General features: G+C 70.4%; 17 protein-coding genes. 8 read left to right on the top strand and 9 right to left on the bottom strand.

Annotation, left to right across the window (positions count from 1 at the left end; genetic code table 11):
• The first annotated feature begins 185 nt into the window (after positions 1-185).
• The gene (locus tag ACFZ8E_RS17360) at positions 186-338 is read left to right on the top strand and encodes a hypothetical protein (protein ID WP_187274661.1); all 153 of its coding nucleotides are present in this window, start codon (positions 186-188) and stop codon (positions 336-338) included.
• A 90-nt stretch (positions 339-428) separates the two neighbouring features.
• A complete protein-coding gene (locus ACFZ8E_RS17355) occupies positions 429-836 on the top strand; it encodes a DUF3597 domain-containing protein (protein ID WP_147726929.1) in 408 nt (135 codons plus the stop codon).
• 86 nt (positions 837-922) lie between these two features.
• Here ACFZ8E_RS17355 and ACFZ8E_RS17350 read toward each other — a convergent pair whose 3' ends face one another.
• Both ACFZ8E_RS17350 and ACFZ8E_RS17345 read right to left on the bottom strand, forming a co-directional pair.
• Entirely contained in the window at positions 923-2,029 is a 1,107-nt protein-coding gene (locus ACFZ8E_RS17350; RefSeq protein ID WP_405043334.1) for a polyamine ABC transporter substrate-binding protein, read from the bottom strand.
• Complete coding sequence (locus ACFZ8E_RS17345) at positions 2,026-2,385, bottom strand: RidA family protein (RefSeq protein ID WP_147726931.1); 360 nt, start codon at positions 2,383-2,385, stop codon at positions 2,026-2,028. The genes ACFZ8E_RS17350 and ACFZ8E_RS17345 overlap by 4 nt, the downstream gene beginning before the upstream one ends.
• A 225-nt stretch (positions 2,386-2,610) precedes the next feature.
• On the opposite strand from ACFZ8E_RS17345, the gene ACFZ8E_RS17340 reads away from it, so the two are divergent.
• Positions 2,611-2,877: a GlsB/YeaQ/YmgE family stress response membrane protein gene (locus ACFZ8E_RS17340; RefSeq protein ID WP_147726932.1), complete on the top strand. Its 267-nt coding sequence runs from the start codon at positions 2,611-2,613 to the stop codon at positions 2,875-2,877.
• A gap of 83 nt (positions 2,878-2,960) precedes the next feature.
• Here the strand turns inward: ACFZ8E_RS17340 and ACFZ8E_RS17335 are convergent, their stop codons facing one another.
• From ACFZ8E_RS17335 to rpsO, 3 genes are all read right to left on the bottom strand, one after another.
• On the bottom strand, positions 2,961-3,182 hold the full coding sequence (locus ACFZ8E_RS17335) for a DUF2892 domain-containing protein (protein WP_405043333.1): 222 nt from the start codon (positions 3,180-3,182) through the stop codon (positions 2,961-2,963).
• A gap of 148 nt (positions 3,183-3,330) precedes the next feature.
• Positions 3,331-5,550, bottom strand: coding sequence for a polyribonucleotide nucleotidyltransferase (gene pnp / locus ACFZ8E_RS17330; RefSeq protein ID WP_147840990.1), 2,220 nt, complete (start codon positions 5,548-5,550; stop codon positions 3,331-3,333).
• Between the two features lie 210 nt (positions 5,551-5,760).
• On the bottom strand, positions 5,761-6,030 hold the full coding sequence (rpsO, locus tag ACFZ8E_RS17325; protein WP_147726935.1) for a 30S ribosomal protein S15: 270 nt from the start codon (positions 6,028-6,030) through the stop codon (positions 5,761-5,763).
• A 295-nt stretch (positions 6,031-6,325) separates the two neighbouring features.
• On the opposite strand from rpsO, the gene ACFZ8E_RS17320 reads away from it, so the two are divergent.
• The 4 genes from ACFZ8E_RS17320 (at position 6,326) to ACFZ8E_RS17305 (ending at position 10,316) form a co-directional block, all read left to right on the top strand.
• Entirely contained in the window at positions 6,326-6,526 is a 201-nt protein-coding gene (locus ACFZ8E_RS17320) for a hypothetical protein (protein ID WP_147840989.1), read from the top strand.
• A gap of 18 nt (positions 6,527-6,544) precedes the next feature.
• A complete protein-coding gene (locus ACFZ8E_RS17315) occupies positions 6,545-7,117 on the top strand; it encodes a DUF1003 domain-containing protein (protein ID WP_405043332.1) in 573 nt (190 codons plus the stop codon).
• A gap of 150 nt (positions 7,118-7,267) precedes the next feature.
• Entirely contained in the window at positions 7,268-8,554 is a 1,287-nt protein-coding gene (serA, locus tag ACFZ8E_RS17310) for a phosphoglycerate dehydrogenase (protein ID WP_187276239.1), read from the top strand.
• A gap of 325 nt (positions 8,555-8,879) precedes the next feature.
• Complete coding sequence (locus tag ACFZ8E_RS17305; protein WP_243949309.1) at positions 8,880-10,316, top strand: amino acid permease; 1,437 nt, start codon at positions 8,880-8,882, stop codon at positions 10,314-10,316.
• 215 nt (positions 10,317-10,531) lie between these two features.
• On the opposite strand, the gene xth is transcribed toward ACFZ8E_RS17305, so the two are convergent.
• Positions 10,532-11,341, bottom strand: coding sequence for an exodeoxyribonuclease III (gene xth / locus ACFZ8E_RS17300; RefSeq protein ID WP_405043331.1), 810 nt, complete (start codon positions 11,339-11,341; stop codon positions 10,532-10,534).
• 174 nt (positions 11,342-11,515) lie between these two features.
• Here xth and ACFZ8E_RS17295 point away from each other — a divergent pair, with 174 nt between their 5' ends.
• Entirely contained in the window at positions 11,516-12,232 is a 717-nt protein-coding gene (locus ACFZ8E_RS17295) for a 1-acyl-sn-glycerol-3-phosphate acyltransferase (protein ID WP_147858237.1), read from the top strand.
• A 6-nt stretch (positions 12,233-12,238) separates the two neighbouring features.
• Here the strand turns inward: ACFZ8E_RS17295 and ACFZ8E_RS17290 are convergent, their stop codons facing one another.
• The 3 genes from ACFZ8E_RS17290 to ACFZ8E_RS17280 form a co-directional block, all read right to left on the bottom strand.
• Positions 12,239-12,709: a cupin domain-containing protein gene (locus tag ACFZ8E_RS17290; RefSeq protein WP_147728930.1), complete on the bottom strand. Its 471-nt coding sequence runs from the start codon at positions 12,707-12,709 to the stop codon at positions 12,239-12,241.
• A gap of 167 nt (positions 12,710-12,876) precedes the next feature.
• Positions 12,877-13,818: an outer-membrane lipoprotein carrier protein LolA gene (locus tag ACFZ8E_RS17285; protein WP_243937140.1), complete on the bottom strand. Its 942-nt coding sequence runs from the start codon at positions 13,816-13,818 to the stop codon at positions 12,877-12,879.
• A 189-nt stretch (positions 13,819-14,007) separates the two neighbouring features.
• Positions 14,008-17,409, bottom strand: a complete 3,402-nt coding sequence (locus tag ACFZ8E_RS17280) for a DNA translocase FtsK (protein ID WP_405043330.1) — start codon at positions 17,407-17,409, stop codon at positions 14,008-14,010.
• Positions 17,410-17,500: the final 91 nt, after the last annotated feature.

Here is a 17,500-nt window from a genome sequence, read left to right as displayed (position 1 = left end):
AGAATGAAGCCGCGCAAAATCGCCTAGGTATTCCAATGCAACTTTCAGATGCTGGAAAACGGTTCTGTACTCATAGAAAGCGTGTCTGAGAGATATCCACAGAGTCGAATTTTATTGCCATTCATTTCTGTATAAGGCATCCATCCTTTCCACCAGAGAAGTCTGCCTTGGGGATGATTGTCGCGATGCTCAGCTTCGCTTGCCTGACCTGCGGCGTTGGCCTTGCCCGCATGTCGACGCGCGACCCGGATCGGGCGCCGATCCTGGAACGATGGAGCGGGCTCTGCCTGCTCGCCGGCCTCGCCCTGCTCGGAGCCGCCCTGCCGCTCTTCCGCTGACGTTGCGGCGCGGCCGGAACAGGCCGGTCCGGCTCCCGTTGTCACGCGACTGCGGCGCTTTTCCGCGGCATCGATCGAGGGAATGATCTCATGAGCCTACTCGGCAGCATCGTCAGCAAGATCCTGCATCCGTTCGGAGGCGCCTCCTCCGCGGCGGCCCCCTCGACCGCGGATGCCGGCGGCGCCAGCAGCCCGGCCTCGACCACCACGGCCGACGCGACGCCGTCCGCCTCGGGCGAGCCCGTGGACGTAGAGGCGGTGCTCAACGGCATGGCCCAGAAGAATTCCCAGACGCTGAACTGGCGCACCTCGATCGTGGACCTGATGAAGCTCCTCGATCTCGATTCGAGCCTGACCGCCCGCAAGCAGCTCGCCGACGAGCTGCACTACACCGGCGACAAGGACGATTCGGCCACGATGAACGTCTGGCTGCACAAGCAGGTGATCAAGAAGCTCGAGGAGAACGGCGGCAAGGTGCCGGCCGACCTCAAGGACTGATCACGGTCGCCCGCGACGATCGAAGCCCGGCCATCGCGCCGGGCTTTTTCGTGCGCGCTCCCCGCGGCGACGGCTCACTTGACGGCTCACTTGCCGGTGCGCACCCGCGTCCAGGCCCGTGTGACGAAGCGCTGGGTGCGGTCGTCCCAGGCGGTGTTGACCGAGAGCCGCTGCATCGTCGCGTCGTCGGGATAGATGCCGGGATTGGCCAGGATGTCCGGCTTCACGAGCTTCTTCGCGGGCAGGTTGCCGCTGGCATAGGACACGAAGTTGGTGTTGGCCGCCGCAACCTCGGGGCGCAGCATGTAGTCGATGAAGCTCAGCGCCTCCGCCGCATGGGGGGCGTCTTTCGGGATCGCGAAGGCATCGAACCACATCAGCGTGCCCTCCTTCGGGATGAGGTAGGCGATCTCGACGCCGTTCTTCGCCTCGTCGGCCCGCTTCTTCGCCTGCAGCACGTCGCCGGAATAGCCGACCGCGACGCAGAGATCGCCGTTGGCGAGCGACTGGATGTATTCCGACGAGTGGAACTTCCGCACCGTCCCGCGCACCTTGAAGAGCGCGTCGGCGACCTGGGTGATGTCGTCCCAGCGCTTGGAGTCGCTCTTCAGGCCGAAGGTCGGCAGCATGCTCGGGATCAGGTCCTCGGGCGAGTCGAGCATCATGATCCCGCAATCCTTGAGCTTGTTCGCCGAGGCCGGGTTGAGGACGAGGTTCCAGGTGTTGAGCGCGGCGCCGGCGCCGAGACGCTCGCGCACCAGCCCGAGGTTGAGCCCGAGCCCGGTGGTGCCCCACATGTAGTCGACGGCGTAGGCGTTGCCCGGATCGTAGGTCGCGAGGCGCCCGGCGATCTCCGGCCAGACGTTGCCGAGGTTCGTCAGCTTGGCCTTGTCGAGGGGCAGGAACGCGCCGGCCCGGATCAGCCGCTGCAGGAACGGCCCCGACGGCACCACCACGTCGTAGCCGGACTTGCCGGCGAGCAGCTTGGTCTCGAGGATCTCGTTGTTGTCGTAGGTGTCGTAGACCACCTTGATCCCGGTCTCGCGGGTGAAGGCCTCTAGCACCTTCGGATCGATGTAGCCCGACCAGTTGTAGATGTTGACGACCCGCTCCGGCCCCGCCGCCAACGCCGGCCCGCTCACGAGCGTGAGGCCCGCGAGGAGGATCGCGCGTGCGAGGGCGGCGGCCCTCATGCGCCCGACCGCGCGGCGACGACGACGATCTCGACGAGGTATTCCGGCCCGGCGAGCTTGGCCTCGACCGTGGCGCGGCCGGGCGGGTTGTCCTTCGACACCCAGGCGTCCCAGGCGGCGTTCATCTCGGCGAATGTGCCCATGTCGGCCAGGTAGATCGTCGCCATCAGGATCCGCTCCTTGTCGCTGCCGGCAGCCGCCAGCAGGCGCTCGATCTGGCCGAGGATGGCCTGCGTCTGCGCGGTGACGCCGGTGCCGACCGTGTCGGCGGCGACCTGGCCGGCGAGATACACCGTGTCGCCGTAGGCCACGCCTTGCGCCATCCGCGCGCCCGGCTCGAAGCGTTCGATCGTCATGTCCTGTCCCCCGGCTGATCTTCGGATCGCTTCTGCCGCCGGGCGCGTGCGAGGTAAAGGGGCGCCGGGCCGGCGGCCTTGGCCCATTGCAGTGCGGAAAAAGATCCGGCGACGGCCAATCCGTCGCAACCCCCGCTGCCACCGTGCGTTTCAACACCGTTCCAGCGTCGCGTCATCCGAAAGCGGCGTCACATCGTCAGGCGTCACGTCGCCAAGGGGTTCGTCATGGGTATTCTCTGGACCATCGTCATCGGTTTCCTCGCCGGCATCGTCGCCAAGTTCATCATGCCCGGCTCGAACGAGCCGTCGGGCTTCATCCTGACCACCATCCTCGGCATCGTCGGCGCCTTCGTCGCCACCTTCCTCGGCCAGGCGCTCGGCTGGTACGGCCCGAACCAGGGCGCGGGCTTCATCGGCGCCGTGGTCGGCGCGATCGTCGTCCTCGCGATCTACGGCTTCATCGCCAGCCGCGGCCGCACCACCACGCTCTGAGGTCGCGCTCGCCGACACGGACCACGACGTAGAAAAGGGGGCGCCGCGAGGCGCCCCCTTCTTCGTTGCGACTGGTCCGATGCTCAGATGTGGTCGGAGGCCGCCTTGATTGCGCAATGGCCGGTGGCGCCGCGCAATGCGAGGCCGACGCCGACCACGAGGGCCGCGAGGCTCAGCCACTTGTTCGGGCGCGGCTGCGCGGCCGCCGCCGCGATGCCGAGGCCGAGCACCACCGAGACCGCGCGCTCGGTGGTGCTGAGGTTCGGCTCGCCGCTGAAGATGTCGTGGATCATGTCGTTGGCCATGGGGTCGGGTGCGCTCCTGTTGGGGTCGCGGATCGAACGCCCTCCGAAGGCCGGCGTTCCTTGCCGCCGCGCCGGAACCGCCCACGAAAAAGGCGCGGCCCCGAGGGGACCGCGCCGTCTTCGCCGTCAGGACCGCGGGTCCGGACGATCAGTCGTTCGACTGGCGACGCTCGCCGCGGCTGCTGCGCTCGCTCCGCTCGCGCGGGGCCCGCTCCTCGCGCTCGGGCTCGCCGCGCTCGGCGCGCTCGGCCTTGAGCTTCTCGGTGAGGTCCTCGCCGGTCTCCTGGTCGACGACCTTCATCGAGAGGCGGATCTTGCCGCGATCGTCCTGGCCGAGGAACTTAACCTTGACCTTCTGGCCCTCGCTGACGACGTCCGTCACCTTGGCGACCCGCTGGGCGGCGAGCTCCGAGATGTGGACGAGGCCGTCCTTGGCGCCGAAGAAGTTCACAAAGGCGCCGAACTCCATCGTCTTCACGACGGTGCCCTCGTAGATCATGCCCGGCTCGGCTTCCGCGACGATCGAGCGGATCCAGTTGTAGGCCGCCTTGATCGCCTTGCCGTCGGCCGAGGCGATCTTCACCGTGCCGGAATCGTCGATGTTGATCTTGGCGCCGGTCTTCTCGACGATCTCGCGGATCACCTTGCCGCCGGTGCCGATCACTTCCCGGATCTTGTCGGTGGGGATCTGCATGGTCTCGATGCGCGGCGCGTACTCGCCGAGCTCGGGGCGGGCGGCGGTGAGCGCCTTGGCCATCTCCACGAGGATGTGGGCGCGGCCGTCCTTCGCCTGGGCGAGGGCGACCTGCATGATCTCCTCGGTGATGCCGGCGATCTTGATGTCCATCTGGAGCGAGGTGATGCCCTCGTCCGTGCCGGCCACCTTGAAGTCCATGTCGCCGAGGTGGTCCTCGTCACCGAGGATGTCGGAGAGCACCGCGTAGCGCTCGCCCTCGAGGATGAGGCCCATGGCGATGCCGGCGACGGGACGGCGCAGCGGGACGCCCGCATCCATCAGCGACAGCGAGCCGCCGCAGACCGAGGCCATCGAGGACGAGCCGTTCGACTCGGTGATCTCGGACACGACGCGGATCGTGTACGGGAACTCGTGGGCCGGCGGCAGCACCGGGTGGATCGCGCGCCAGGCGAGCTTGCCGTGGCCGATCTCGCGGCGACCGGGGGAGCCCATGCGGCCGGTCTCACCCACCGAGTAGGGGGGAAAATTGTAGTGCAGCAGGAAGGTCTCCTTGTAGGTCCCCTGCAGCGCGTCGATGTACTGCTCGTCCTCGCCGGTGCCCAGCGTCGCGACCACGAGCGCCTGGGTCTCGCCGCGGGTGAACAGCGATGAGCCGTGGGCGCGCGGCAGCACGCCGACCTGGCTCTCGATCGGGCGGACGGTCTTCACGTCGCGGCCGTCGATGCGCGAGCCGGTGTCGAGGATGTTCCAGCGAACGACCTTGGACTGGGCCTCCTTGAAAGCGGCCTTGACCTTCTCGGGGGCGAACTTCTGCTCGCCTTCGGCCGGGCACAGAGCCGCGACCACCTTCGCCTTCACGGCGTCGACGGCCTTGTAGCGCTCCTGCTTGACGGTGATCTTGTAGGCGTCGCGCAGCTCGGACTCGCAGACGCCGAGCACGGCGGCCTCGACGTCGGCATTCTCCGGCGGCGAGAAGGCCCGCGGCTCCTTGGCGGCCTTCTCGGCCAGGCGCACGATCGCCTCGATCACCGGCTGGAAGTGCTTGTGGCCGAACATCACGGCGCCGAGCATGATCTCCTCGGACAGCTCCTTGGCCTCCGACTCGACCATCAACACCGCGTCGGTGGTGCCGGCGACGACGAGGTCGAGCACCGCGCCGTCCATCTCCGGGACCGGCGGGTTGAGCACGTACTGGCCGTTGGCGTAGCCGACGCGGGCGGCGCCGATCGGGCCCATGAACGGCACGCCGGACAGGGTGAGCGCCGCCGAGGCCGCGACCATCGCCAGGATGTCGGGGTCGTTCTCGAGGTCGTGGGTGAGCACGGTCACGACGACCTGGGTGTCGTTGCGCCAGCCCTCGACGAAGAGCGGGCGGATCGGGCGGTCGATCAGGCGGGAGACCAGCGTCTCCTTCTCGGACGGCCGGCCCTCGCGCTTGAAGTAGCCGCCGGGGATGCGGCCGGCGGCGTAGGCGCGCTCCTGGTAGTTCACGGTCAGCGGCAGGAAGTCGATCCCGACCTTCGGCTCCTTGGAGGAGACGACGGTGGCGAGAACCGAGGTCTCGCCGTAGGTGGCCATCACCGAGCCGTCGGCCTGGCGGGCGACCTTGCCGGTCTCCAGAACGAGGCGGCGGTCGCCCCACATCAGCTCTTCACGTTGTACGTCGAACATTCTTGTCGTCCTTGCCATCATGCGGCGGGCGAACCCGGCGCGGCCAGGGGCAAGACGGCGGGGCACTCCGGCTGGAGGAGTGCCCTGCGATCCTGTCCCTGGTGTTCGCGCCTCGAAGTCGCCCGTTGCTCGCGGGGCCGGACCCGTTCCGGCCACCCGAGATCTTGAAAAAAGCGGTCCCGAGCCGGGCTCGGAACCGCGTGGGCTGGATTAGCGGCGGATGCCGAGGCGCTCGATGAGGCTGCGGTAGCGGGCCTCGTCGCGACGCTTCACGTAGTCGAGCAGCGAGCGGCGCTGCGAGACCATCTTCAGGAGGCCGCGGCGGGAATGGTTGTCCTTGCCGTGGGTCTTGAAGTGGCTGGTGAGGTTGGTGATCCGCTCGGTGAGGATCGCCACCTGGACCTCCGGCGAGCCGGTGTCCTTGGCGACGGTCGCGTATTCCTTGATGAGCGCGGTCTTGCGCTCTGCCGAGATCGACATCGCAGTGCCTTTCAGGTGAGGTTTTCAGAAGCGCCGTGCGGCCGCCCCTCCGGATCGGGAGGACGGCGCCTGAGGCATGCTCGAGCCTTGGCCGATGCCGGGATGTCGTCCAGCAGGGTCGTTGGTCCAAGCGGTTTCGGCCCCGCCCGTCGCCGGGCCGAGGCCGCGCGGACCATACACGAAACGGTTCGCGGCGCCAGTCCCGGCCACCGGGCGTCTCCCGGGCCGCGATGCGAATTCTTCGCTGCTGCCCGCCCGTTTGAGATATGTTCGCTGAACATCAGGGGGCGACATCATGATCTGTCAGACTGCGATCGAGGCGATGGGTGTCCAGAACGACCGCCTCACGACGATGATCAGGAACATCGACGGCGGCATCTGGTGGCAGACGGATGCGAACGCCAAGGTCGAAGCCGGGAAGATCCTGGCCCAGACCGCACGCATCGGCGATGCCCTCGACGCCATCGAACGCCTCGTGAAGGGCATGGCGACGTAGCAGGAGAGGGGCACCGGCATGTCCGCCGACGGAGACGAGGCGGTCGCCCGGCTCGCCCGGCAGCTCCTGGATCAGGGCTTGGGCTGCCTGTCGCCGCACAGTCGGCGCGTCCTCGCGCACATCGCCGGGCGCGTCCATGCCCGCGACGCGGGCGCCGCCGCGACGTCGCGCGCGGGCCCGGATTTCGGCGAACGCCTCGCCGACCGGGTCGCCAGGCTCGGCGGCTCGTGGGGGTTCATCATCGCCTTCACCGGCCTGCTCGTCGGCTGGGTGGTCCTGAACACCGTCGTCCTCGCAGGGTCGGGGGGCGGCTTCGACGCCTATCCCTACATCTTTCTCAACTTGATCCTGTCGATGGTCGCGGCGTTGCAGGCGCCGGTGATCCTGATGTCGCAGAACCGGCAGGCGGAGCGCGACCGCATCGCCGCCGGCCTCGACTACGAGGTCAACCTGCGCGCCGAGATCGAGATCGTGTCCCTGCACGACAAGCTCGACCGCATCCGGACCAAGCAGCTGGAGGATCTGATCCGCGCGCAGACCCGGCAGATCGCCGAACTCGGCGCCGCGCGGACCGCCCGCCCGCGCGGGTGAGCGGCGGCCATTTCGCATGACGGAACGGTCGCACCGGAAAGCCGATGCATCCCAGCCATCCGCCCGCGTCGTTGCATCGCGAAATCACCGCTCCTATCGCTGCCGGCCTTCGGCGCCCGGAGGCGCCCTCGTCGAACGGCCGATCGCACCATGAACTCCGAACCGCTCCCGCTGCCCGAAACCCTGGCCCTGCCCGAGAAGCTGTCGCTGCCGAAGGACAGGATCCGGGTGCTGCTGCTCGAAGGCATCAACGACAGCGCCGTCGGGCTGATGCGCGCGGCCGGCTACACCAACCTCGTCCGCCTGCCGAAGGCGCTCGACCGCGATGCGCTGCACGAGGCCCTGAAGGGCATCCACATCCTCGGCATCCGCTCGCGCACGCAGCTCGACGCGGCGGCCCTCGACGCCGCCGACCGCCTGCTCGCGGTCGGCTGCTTCTCGGTGGGCACCAACCAGGTCGACCTCGACGCCGCGCGGCGGCGCGGCGTGCCGGTGTTCAACGCGCCGTTCTCGAACACCCGCTCGGTCGCCGAGCTCGTCATCGGCGAGATCGTGATGCTCCTGCGCCGGATCGTGCCGCGCTCGGTCGGGGCGCATGCCGGCCAGTGGGACAAGTCGGCGGCCGGCTCGGTCGAGGTGCGCGGCAAGACGCTCGGCATCGTCGGCTACGGCAACATCGGTACGCAGCTCTCGACGCTGGCCGAGGCCATGGGCATGCGGGTCGTCTTTTACGACCACACCGACAAGCTCCGCCACGGCAACACCGAGCCGACCGCCTCGCTCGCCGAGCTGCTCGCCCAGAGCGACGTGGTCTCGCTGCACGTGCCCGAGACCGACGCCACCGCCAACATGATCGGCGAGGCCGAGATCCGCGCGATGAAGCCGGGCGCGTACCTGATCAACAACGCCCGCGGCACCGTCGTCGACCTCGACGCGCTCGCACGGGCCCTGCGCGACGGGCACCTCGCCGGCGCCGCCGTCGACGTCTTCCCGGTCGAGCCCGGCTCGAACCAGGAGCGCTTCGTCTCGCCGCTCCAGGGCCTGGAGAACGTGATCCTCACACCCCACGTCGGCGGCTCGACCGAGGAGGCCCAGGAGCGCATCGGCTCGGAGGTCGCGCGCAAGCTGGTGGATTACTCCGACATCGGCTCGACCATCGGCGCGGTGAACTTCCCGCAGGTGCAGCTCCCGCCGCGCCCGACCGGCGCGCGCTTCATCCACGTGCAGCAGAACCTGCCCGGCATGCTCAACCGCCTCAACGCGGTGTTCTCGAGCGCGGGCATCAACATCGCCGGGCAGTTCTACCAGACCGACGGCGAGGTCGGTTACGTGGTGCTCGAGACCGACGCCACCAACGCCGACGCCGAGACCCTGCTCGCCGAGATCCGCGCGATCCCGGGCACGATCCGCGCGCGGCTGCTGTACGAGCGCCGCTGAGCGGGGCGTTCGCGGACGCCGCCCTGCGATCGATCCGGTCTCCATCGCGGCGTGACGGCGCCGGATGGATCCTGCGAAGCACGCCGCGCTCGCTCTCCCATGAAAAGTGTGTCGGGGAGAGGGGCGTGACTCTCCGAAAGCTCACGCCCCTCATCCTGTCCTTTTCCCCCTGGGCGAAGGGACCCGTGCTCGATTCGGCGTCCGGCCGGTGCCTGAGCGCTCCGTCGCGGACGACCCTGAAAAACTTTCCGTGGCGCGGCTATCGCTGGCGCGGCACTTGCCGCAGCCTCGCTGCATCTTCCGCGGGCTCGGACATCGCCACGCCATGACCACAGGCTTCTTCGCCGCGAAGAAATCCGTCGCCGCGCTCGTCGCCGGGCATGAGGACGACCACGGGCCGGCGCTGGCGCGGAGCCTGTCGGCGTTCGGGCTGGTCTGCATCGGCCTCGGCGCGACGATCGGGGCGGGAATCTTCGTCCTCACCGGCACCGCGGCGGCGGACTATGCCGGCCCGGCGCTCGCGCTATCCTTCGTCGCCGGCGGGATCGCCTGCGCCTTCGTCGGGCTGTGCTACGCAGAGCTGGCCGCGATGATCCCGGTGCCGGGCTCGACCTACGCCTACACCTACGCGACGCTCGGCGAGCTCTGCGCGTGGATCATCGGCTGGGACCTCGTCCTCGAATTCGCCTTCGCCGCCGCCACCGTCGCGGTGGGCTGGTCGGGCTACGCGCAGAGCCTGCTCGCGGATGCGGGCCTGCGCCTGCCGGCGGCGCTCGCCGCGGCGCCCGGCGGAGGCGGCCTCGTCAACCTGCCGGCGGCCGGGATCGTGCTCGCGCTGACGGCGCTCCTGATGCGCGGCAGCCGCGAGGCCTCGCTCGTCAACACCGCGATGGTGGCGCTGAAGGTCGCGATCATCCTTGCCTTCGTCGGCGTCGGGGCGGCGCACCTGAAGCCGGAGTTGTGGCACCCGTTCATCCCGGAGAACACCGGCACCTTCGGGGAATTCGGCTGGAGCGGCATCCTGCGCGGCGCCGGCGTGGTGTTCTTCGCCTTCATCGGCTTCGAGACGGTCTCGACCGCCGCCGGCGAGACCCGCGACCCGCAGCGCGACGCGCCGATCGGCCTCCTCGGGTCCCTGGCGGTGAGCACGGTGCTCTACGTCGCGGTCGCCGCGGTGCTCACCGGGCTCGTGCCCTACCGGGCGCTGAACGTCGCCGACCCGATCGCCAAGGCGATCGACGCGATCGGGCTCGGCGGCTTCGCCGTCGCGATCAAGCTCGGCGCGCTGATCGGGCTGACGACCTCGACGCTGACCGCGCTCTACGGCCAGGCGCGGGTCTTCTACGCCATGGCCCGCGACGGCCTGCTGCCGCGGCTGTTCGCGCGGGTGAGCCCGACGACGCGCACGCCCATGCTGAGCCAGGCGACGATCGGCCTGATGACCGCGCTCGTGGCCGGCCTCGTGCCGATCGAGGAACTCGGCGAGCTGGTTAGCATCGGCACGCTCTTCGCCTTCGTGCTGGTCTGCACCGCCGTGCTGATCCTGCGCCGGACCGAGCCGGAGCGGCCGCGCCCGTTCCGGGTCCCGGCGGTCGGGCTGGTGGCGAGCCTCGGGATCCTGTCCTGCCTGCTGCTGATGGCGGGCCTGCCGGGCCAGACCTGGATCCGCCTCGCGGTCTGGCTGACGCTCGGCCTCGCCCTGTACGTGGGCTACGGACGCAGGAACGCCCGCCGGGTGAGGGCGGGCGCGTCGCGGGCTTAGAGCTGGAACCGCGCCTCATGGGGCCTGACCCATGAGGCTGGGTACGGACGCTCAGAACGAGCGGCGGTGCGGGGTCTGGGCGCCGCCGTAGCGGCGGCGGAGATAAGAGACGACCTTCGGCAGCAGGAAGGCGAGCAGGATCTTTCGCATGGGGTCGGCGAACCTTCTTCACGAGCGTGTGAAGATGCAATGCGCCGGCCCCGTTCGCGTTCCGGTCAGAGCTCCAGCGTCAACGTCACGGGCGCGTGGTCGGACGGGCGCGCCCAGCCGCGGGCCTCGCGCGCGACCTCGACCTTGCGCACGGTGCCGGCGAGGTCGGGCGAGACCCAGGCATGGTCGAGGCGGCGGCCCTTGTCGGCCGCCGACCAGTCGGGCGAGCGGTAGCTCCACCAGGTGAAGATCTTCTCCGGCGGCGGCGTCAGCAGGCGCGCGGTGTCGACCCAGCCAGCCTCGTTGCGCAAGCGTTCCAGCGCCTCGGTCTCGACGGGGGTGTGGCTCACCACGTTGAGCAGCTGCTTGTGCGACCAGACGTCGTGCTCCAGCGGCGCGACGTTGAGGTCGCCGACGAGGATCGCGGGGCCCTTCACGCGCCGCCCACCCCAGGCGCGCAGGTCGCGCAGGAAGTCGAGCTTGTGCGCGAATTTCGGGTTGAGCGCGGTGTCGGGCACGTCGCCGCCGGCCGGCACGTAGAAGTCGTGCAGCGCGATGCCCGCCGCGGCGCCGGCCTCGGGCCCGAGCACCGCCGAGATGTGGCGCGCGTCCTGGCGCTCGCAGAAGCTCATCACCGCGCGGGTGACGAGCGGAAACCGCGACAGGATCGCGACGCCGTTGTAGCCCTTCTGCCCGGCGAAGACGACGTTCTCGTAGCCCGAGCCGCGCAGGGCCTTCAGCGGGAAGGCGTCGTCCGGGCACTTGGTCTCCTGCAGGCACAGCACGTCGGGCTTCGCCTCGGCGAGGAAGCGCAGCACGAGATCGATGCGCAGGCGCACCGAGTTGATGTTCCAGGACGTGACGGTGAGGCGCAACGGAAACGCTCGCGGTTGTCGGGGGGAGGCCGGTGGATAGCGCGATTCGCCGGCGCGATCGACGCTGCGACCGGGCGGCCTGCGGAAATGGCGTGCTCCGCCCCGGACGACGGGGTATGTCCGCGCAAAGACCATCGGTCGGCCCCGCTCGACGACACCCAGAGACATAGCCCCTTGCCGCGCATCCGCTCCGTCCTGTTCAACGCCTACTGGGCCGCCTGGACGGCCTTGTTCCTGGCACCGCTCGCGGTGCTGGCCGCCTCCGGCTCGCCGGTCCGGCCGATCCGCGCGGCGACGCGCCTGTGGGCGCGGGGCATCCTGTTCGGGCTCCGCACGATCTGCGGCCTGCGCTACGTCGAGGAGGGGCGCGAGCGCATCCCGGCCGAGCCCTGCCTGATCGTCGCCAACCATCAGTCGGCCTGGGAGACGCTGGCCTTCCTCATCTTGGTGCCCGACGTGGCGATCATCGCCAAGCGCGAGCTCGTCGCGATCCCCGTGGTCGGCTGGTTCCTGCGGCGCTCGCCGATGATCATCATCGACCGGGCCAACGGCACCCAGGCCCTGCGCACGATGATCGACGAGAGCCGCGCCGCGGTAGCCGACGGGCGCTCGGTGCTGATCTTCCCCGAGGGCACCCGCGGCACCATCGACGAGAAGCTGCAGTTCAAGCGCGGCGTCGAGCTGCTGTACGGGCGTCTCGGCCTGCCGGTGCTGCCGGTGGCGGTCAATTCCGGGCTGTACTGGCCGACCGGGTCGTCGACGCGCGCCGGCACCGTGACGGTGAGCTACCTCGCCACCCTGGCGCCGGGCCTGCCGGCCGCCGAGTTCATGCGCGGCACCGAAGGCGCGATCGACAGCGAGCTCGACCGCTGGCGCCCGCAGGCGGCGTGAGGGCCCTCAATCGACCGCGCCGTAATAGGTGAAGTGCTTCCGCACCGGCTCGATCACGTCCCAGGTGCCGGAGAAGCCCTTCGGCGTGACGAAGGCGTCGCCCGCGCGATAGGTCTTCGAACGGCCCTCGGCGTCGGTGACGGTCACCACGCCTTCGAGCAGGTGGATGAACTCGTCCCGGCCGAAATCGATGCGGAACTTGCCCGGCCGGCAGGTCCAGATCCCGGCGGCGAACAGCTTGTCGGGGCTCTCGTAGACGTAGGTGGCGGTCTGCTCGGGGCGGCCCGAGAGGATGCAGGAGCGCTCGGGCCAGTACGTCGCGCTCGGCGGCTGGACGGCCGGGAAGTCGACGTTCGTCATCGTCGGCCCATCCAGCACCGGCGGCGGCGGGCCGGCCGGGCGGCGAAGGCCCGGCACCACCGCGAGGAACGCGGCGACGGGACCTGCGAAGGTGTGGAGCAGCCTGGCGATTTCCATGTCGAACCCTTCCTCGAATCGATCGAGGGGCACGATCGGGCGGCGCGCCTTGACGGCAGGTTCACCGGCGCGCCAGGCCACGCCGATCGGCGCGCTTCGGGACGTCCTTCCCCGGATCGATGCGGAAAGCGTTAAGGAAGCCTCACCATGGCGGCCTTTCGCGGACCTCAGGGGGTCTGGGACTGCTTGATCCGCTCCTGCATCGCCTTGTCCTCGGGGCGCCCGTAATTGATGAAGAACAGGTTGCCGTCGACGGCCTTGCCCTTCTGCAGGTTCGAGAGCTGCACGGTGGTCAGGTAGCCCTGCGGATCGGTGATCCGCCACTGGCCGAGCACCTTCATGTCGGCATCGAAGTACAGCTGGATCTTCGAGGTCCCGCCGAGCGTGGCGCGGTCCTCCAGGCTGATGCGGACGCCGCCCGGGTCGTTCGAGACGTCGGTGACGGTGAGGTCGCGGGCGAGGTCGATCTTCTCGCGGACCAGGAATTTCAGCGGGGTCTGCGCGATGAAGTACAGGTCCTGGGTCGCGAGCTTGCGGTCGCGCACCGCCACCGAGGTGCCGTCGGCCACCACCTCCAGCGGCGAGGGCGCGTCGTAGTCGAAGCGCAGGCGCCCGGGCTTGGCGATGGTGAGCTTGCCGCCGATCTTCCGCCCGTCCGCGGCGATCTGGATGAACGAGCCGGTGAGCGTGCTCATGCCGTTGAAATAGGCGTTGGCCTGGGCCAGCACGGTGGCGGCGTCCGGCGCCTCGTCGGAGGCGGCGGCCGGGGCGGGGGTCGGCGCGCCGACGGCGGCGACCTTCGCATCCGCCGCGGCGGGCTTGGCGGCGACCGGCTTGGCGGCGGGCTTCTCGGCCGAGCGCGACTTCGCGTCCTTCACCGAATCCTTGCTCGCATCCTTGGCCGCAGGCTTGGCGACCGTCTTCTTCGCGGGTGCCGCGGCCGGTGCGGCGGGGGCCGCCTCGGGCTCGGGCGCGGGAGCGGGCTGCTCCTTGCGGCCGAACAGGCCGTCGAGGAAGCTGCTGACCTGTGCGTCGGCCGGCGCCACCGGGGCGATCCAGGCCGCGACCGCGAGGAGCGATCCGGCAAGTCGGGTGCGGCGGCCGAGCATGGTCAGGCGTCTCCTGGGCGGGTGCGGCGTCCCGCAAGCGATGGTCGGCTTCAAGCGCGAAGGCGTGCGAAACGCCCGTCGCGCCGTGATGCCCCCTCGGGGCGCCGGGCCGTGTCGTCGGATGCCGTTAGAGCGGCGCCCTGTGGCGAAGATGCGACGCCGGCCGCGTTTCCGGCCGGCGCCTCGTCGTCACTCGTCGTCGTACATGCTGGCGGCGTGGGGTGCGCCCTCGACCAGGATCTCGCGCTTGCCGGCGTGGTTGGCCTGCCCGACGATGCCCTCGATCTCCATCCGCTCCATGATCGACGCGGCGCGGTTGTAGCCGATCTGCAGACGGCGCTGGATGTAGCTGGTCGACGCCTTGCGGTCGCGTAAGACCACCTGGATCGCCTGCTCGTAGAGGTCGCCGGCCTCGCCGCCCGACGCCGCCACGAAAGCGCCGACGTCGAAGACCGGAAGGTCGGCCTCCTCGGTCTCGGCCTCGACCGCCTCGGCCTTGCCCTTGCCCCTGCCGGCCGATTTCGGCGCCTCGTCGGACCCGTCGTCGGCGGTGACCGCCTCGAGGTAGGCCGGGCGGCCCTGGTGCTTGAGGTGGGCGACCACGCTCTCGACCTCCGAATCCGAGCAGAACGGCCCGTGCACCCGGGTCGTGCGCCCGCCGCCGGCCATGAACAGCATGTCGCCCTGGCCCAAGAGCTGCTCGGCGCCCATCTCGCCCAGGATCGTGCGCGAGTCGATCTTGCTCGTCACCTGGAAGCTGATCCGGGTCGGGAAGTTCGCCTTGATCGTCCCGGTGATCACGTCCACCGACGGACGCTGCGTCGCCATGATCAGGTGGATGCCGGCCGCGCGCGCCATCTGCGCCAGGCGCTGGATCGCCCCCTCGATGTCCTTGCCGGCCACCATCATCAGGTCGGCCATCTCGTCGACCACGATCACGATGTAGGGCAGCGGGGAGAGGTCCATCGCCTCGTCCTCGAACACCGCCTCGCCGGTCTCGCGGTTAAAGCCGGTCTGGATCGTCCGCGTGATGGTCTCGCCCTTGGCGCGGGCCTCGGCCATCCGGGCGTTGTAGCCGTCGATGTTCCGGACCGCGATCTTGGACATCTTCTTGTAGCGCTCCTCCATCTCGCGCACCGCCCACTTGAGGGCGATGACCGCCTTCTTCGGGTCGATGACGACGGGGGAGAGCAGGTGCGGGATGCCGTCGTAGACCGACAGCTCCAGCATCTTCGGGTCGACCATGATCAGGCGGCACTCCTCCGGCTTCATCCGGTAGAGGAGCGAGAGGATCATGGTGTTGATCGCCACCGACTTGCCCGAGCCGGTAGTGCCGGCCACCAGCAGGTGCGGCATGCGGGCGAGATCGGCGATGATCGGCTCGCCGCCGATGTTTTTTCCCAAGCACAGCGCGAGCTTGTGCTTGCTGGCGAAGAAGTCCGGCGCCGAGAGCAGCTCGCGCAGGAAGACCGTCTCGCGGATCTCGTTCGGCAGCTCGATGCCGATGACGTTGCGGCCGGGCACGACGGCGACGCGGGCCGAGACCGCCGACATCGAGCGGGCGATGTCGTCCGACAGGCCGATGACGCGGGAGGACTTGGTGCCGGGCGCCGGCTCGAGCTCGTAGAGGGTCACGACCGGGCCGGGGCGCACGGCGAGGATGTCGCCGCGCACGCCGAAATCCTGAACCGTCTGCTGCAGGTTGAGGGCGTTCTGCTCCAGCACGTCGGCATCGACCTCGGGGCTCTCGCCGGGCACCGGCATGGCGAGGAGATCGAGGGCGGGAAGCTCGTAGTCGGCGTTCTCGACCGAGGCGATGGCGAGGTGCCGGCCGGCGGCGATCAGGTGTGGGCGGCCGACGATCGGCATCGCCGGGGCGGGGATCGCGGGCGCCTGGACGACCGGTTCGGCGTAGGCCTCCACGGGGGCGGGGACCTCCTCGGGCTCGGGGGCCGGCGCGACCGCGACCGGCTCCGGTGCCGGGGCGGCCTTGCCGCGCAGCAGCACGGGACGCGGCGGGATCGGGACGATCACCGGCGGCGCGGCGGCCGGCATCGCGAAGGAAGGCTCGAAGGCGTGCGCCGCGAAAGCATGCTCGCTGAAATCCGGCTCGGCAAAGTCCGGCTCGGCGTTCTCGAAGCCGAGCTCGATCTCCGGCTCGCGGACCTCGGGCAGAGAGACCTCGGGCAGGGAGACCTCGGACAGGGAGACCTCGGGCAGGAACGGTCGCGGCGAGGCGACCGCCGGCTCCATCGAGCGCGCGGGCCGGATCGCGGCGCGGGCGGCCATGGCCGACAGGACCGGTGCACGGCGGATCTCGACGGTCTCGGCAGGCGGCGGAGAGGGGAGGGGGGTTCCGGGTCCGAACACCAGCGACAGGGCCGGGCGGGCGGGCACAATCGGCTCGGACCCATCCATGCCGGCGTCGTCCGAGCGGCCGATGCCGCCCTGGCTGGCGTTGTCCTGACCGTGCGCGGGATGCAGCGGGCGGTCGAAGCGCACGAGACGGTCGAGGACGTAGACCGGAGCCGGCGGAAGCGAGCGCAGGTGGGAGATGTCGACCGGCACCGAGACGTAGCGCTCGGACGGGACGGACCCGGCCGGCGCGGCGACGGGAGCCGCCTGCGCTGCCTCCGCGCTCGGGTCCGTCTCCAGCATCGCATCGCGGCCACGACCCTGGGCGGCCTCGGGCTGGATCGCCTCCCAGGCCTCGGCCGAGGACCAGTCGCCGGCCTCGAACCACGGCTGGACGTCCGACCAGTCGGGCAGCTCCGACAGGTCGCGGGCTTCCGCCGGCACGACCGGGGCGGGCGCGGTGCCCGCCGACAGCTCGACCGCCGGACGCGCCGGGCGGCGATCGGGCGTGCGGAAGAAGCGGACGCCGGGCGGCGGGACGAAGGGCTGGCGCCAGAGCGGCAGCGGCGGCCCGGGCGGGATCGCGCTGGCTTCGGCCGCGGCCTGCTCGGCCTCGGCGGCGGCGCGGGCCGCCTCGGCATCCGCCTGCGCCTGCGCCGCGCGCTCGGCGGCGTCGCGCTCGGCGGCCGCGGCCAGCATCGCGGCCTGGGCCTCGGCCCGCGCCAGGTCGAGGGCGTTGCGCTCGGCTTCCAGCGCGCGCTGGCGGCGCTCCTGCAGGATGGTGTCGGGGGTGCGGGTGTAGCGCACGGCCGAAGGGACGGGCGAAGCGACGGCCGAAGCCGTCCCGGAGCGGTCGGAGGGCCCCGGAACCGAGCGGGCGACGCCGCGCGGCCGGTCGATGTCCTCCGGCGTGATCGCGGCGGGCCGGCGCGGCGAGCGCACGAGCACGCCCGGCGAGGAGGCGGAGGCGTCGATCCGGCTCTCGGGCCGGGCGCCGTCGAGCATGTCGAGGGTCGCCCGGTCGTCGAAGATCTCGGCGGGCCAGGCATGGGCGAACACGGCATCCTGGCCGGCCCGCGAATCGGTCCAGCCGCCGGCATCCGGCTCGGCGCCGCGACCCAGCATCGCGTTCGGCGGCGTGAGCCAGCTCGGCGCCGGCCGGGTACCGGCGATGGCGTAGCTCGGGCGCTGCGGCCCGCCGACGAGGCGCCGCGTCAGGCTGGCCCGCAACGACATCAGCCGATGGGCCAGCGCGCCGAGCGTGAGGCTCGGGCGGTCGCCGCCGCGACTGGGGCGAGAGGGGTCGCGATGAGAATAGGGAGGCCGT

This window comes from Methylobacterium sp. HMF5984 (genome assembly GCF_045033435.1).
In the GTDB taxonomy this organism is placed as follows: domain Bacteria; phylum Pseudomonadota; class Alphaproteobacteria; order Rhizobiales; family Beijerinckiaceae; genus Methylobacterium.
This window is presented reverse-complemented; position numbering and strand designations above follow the sequence as displayed.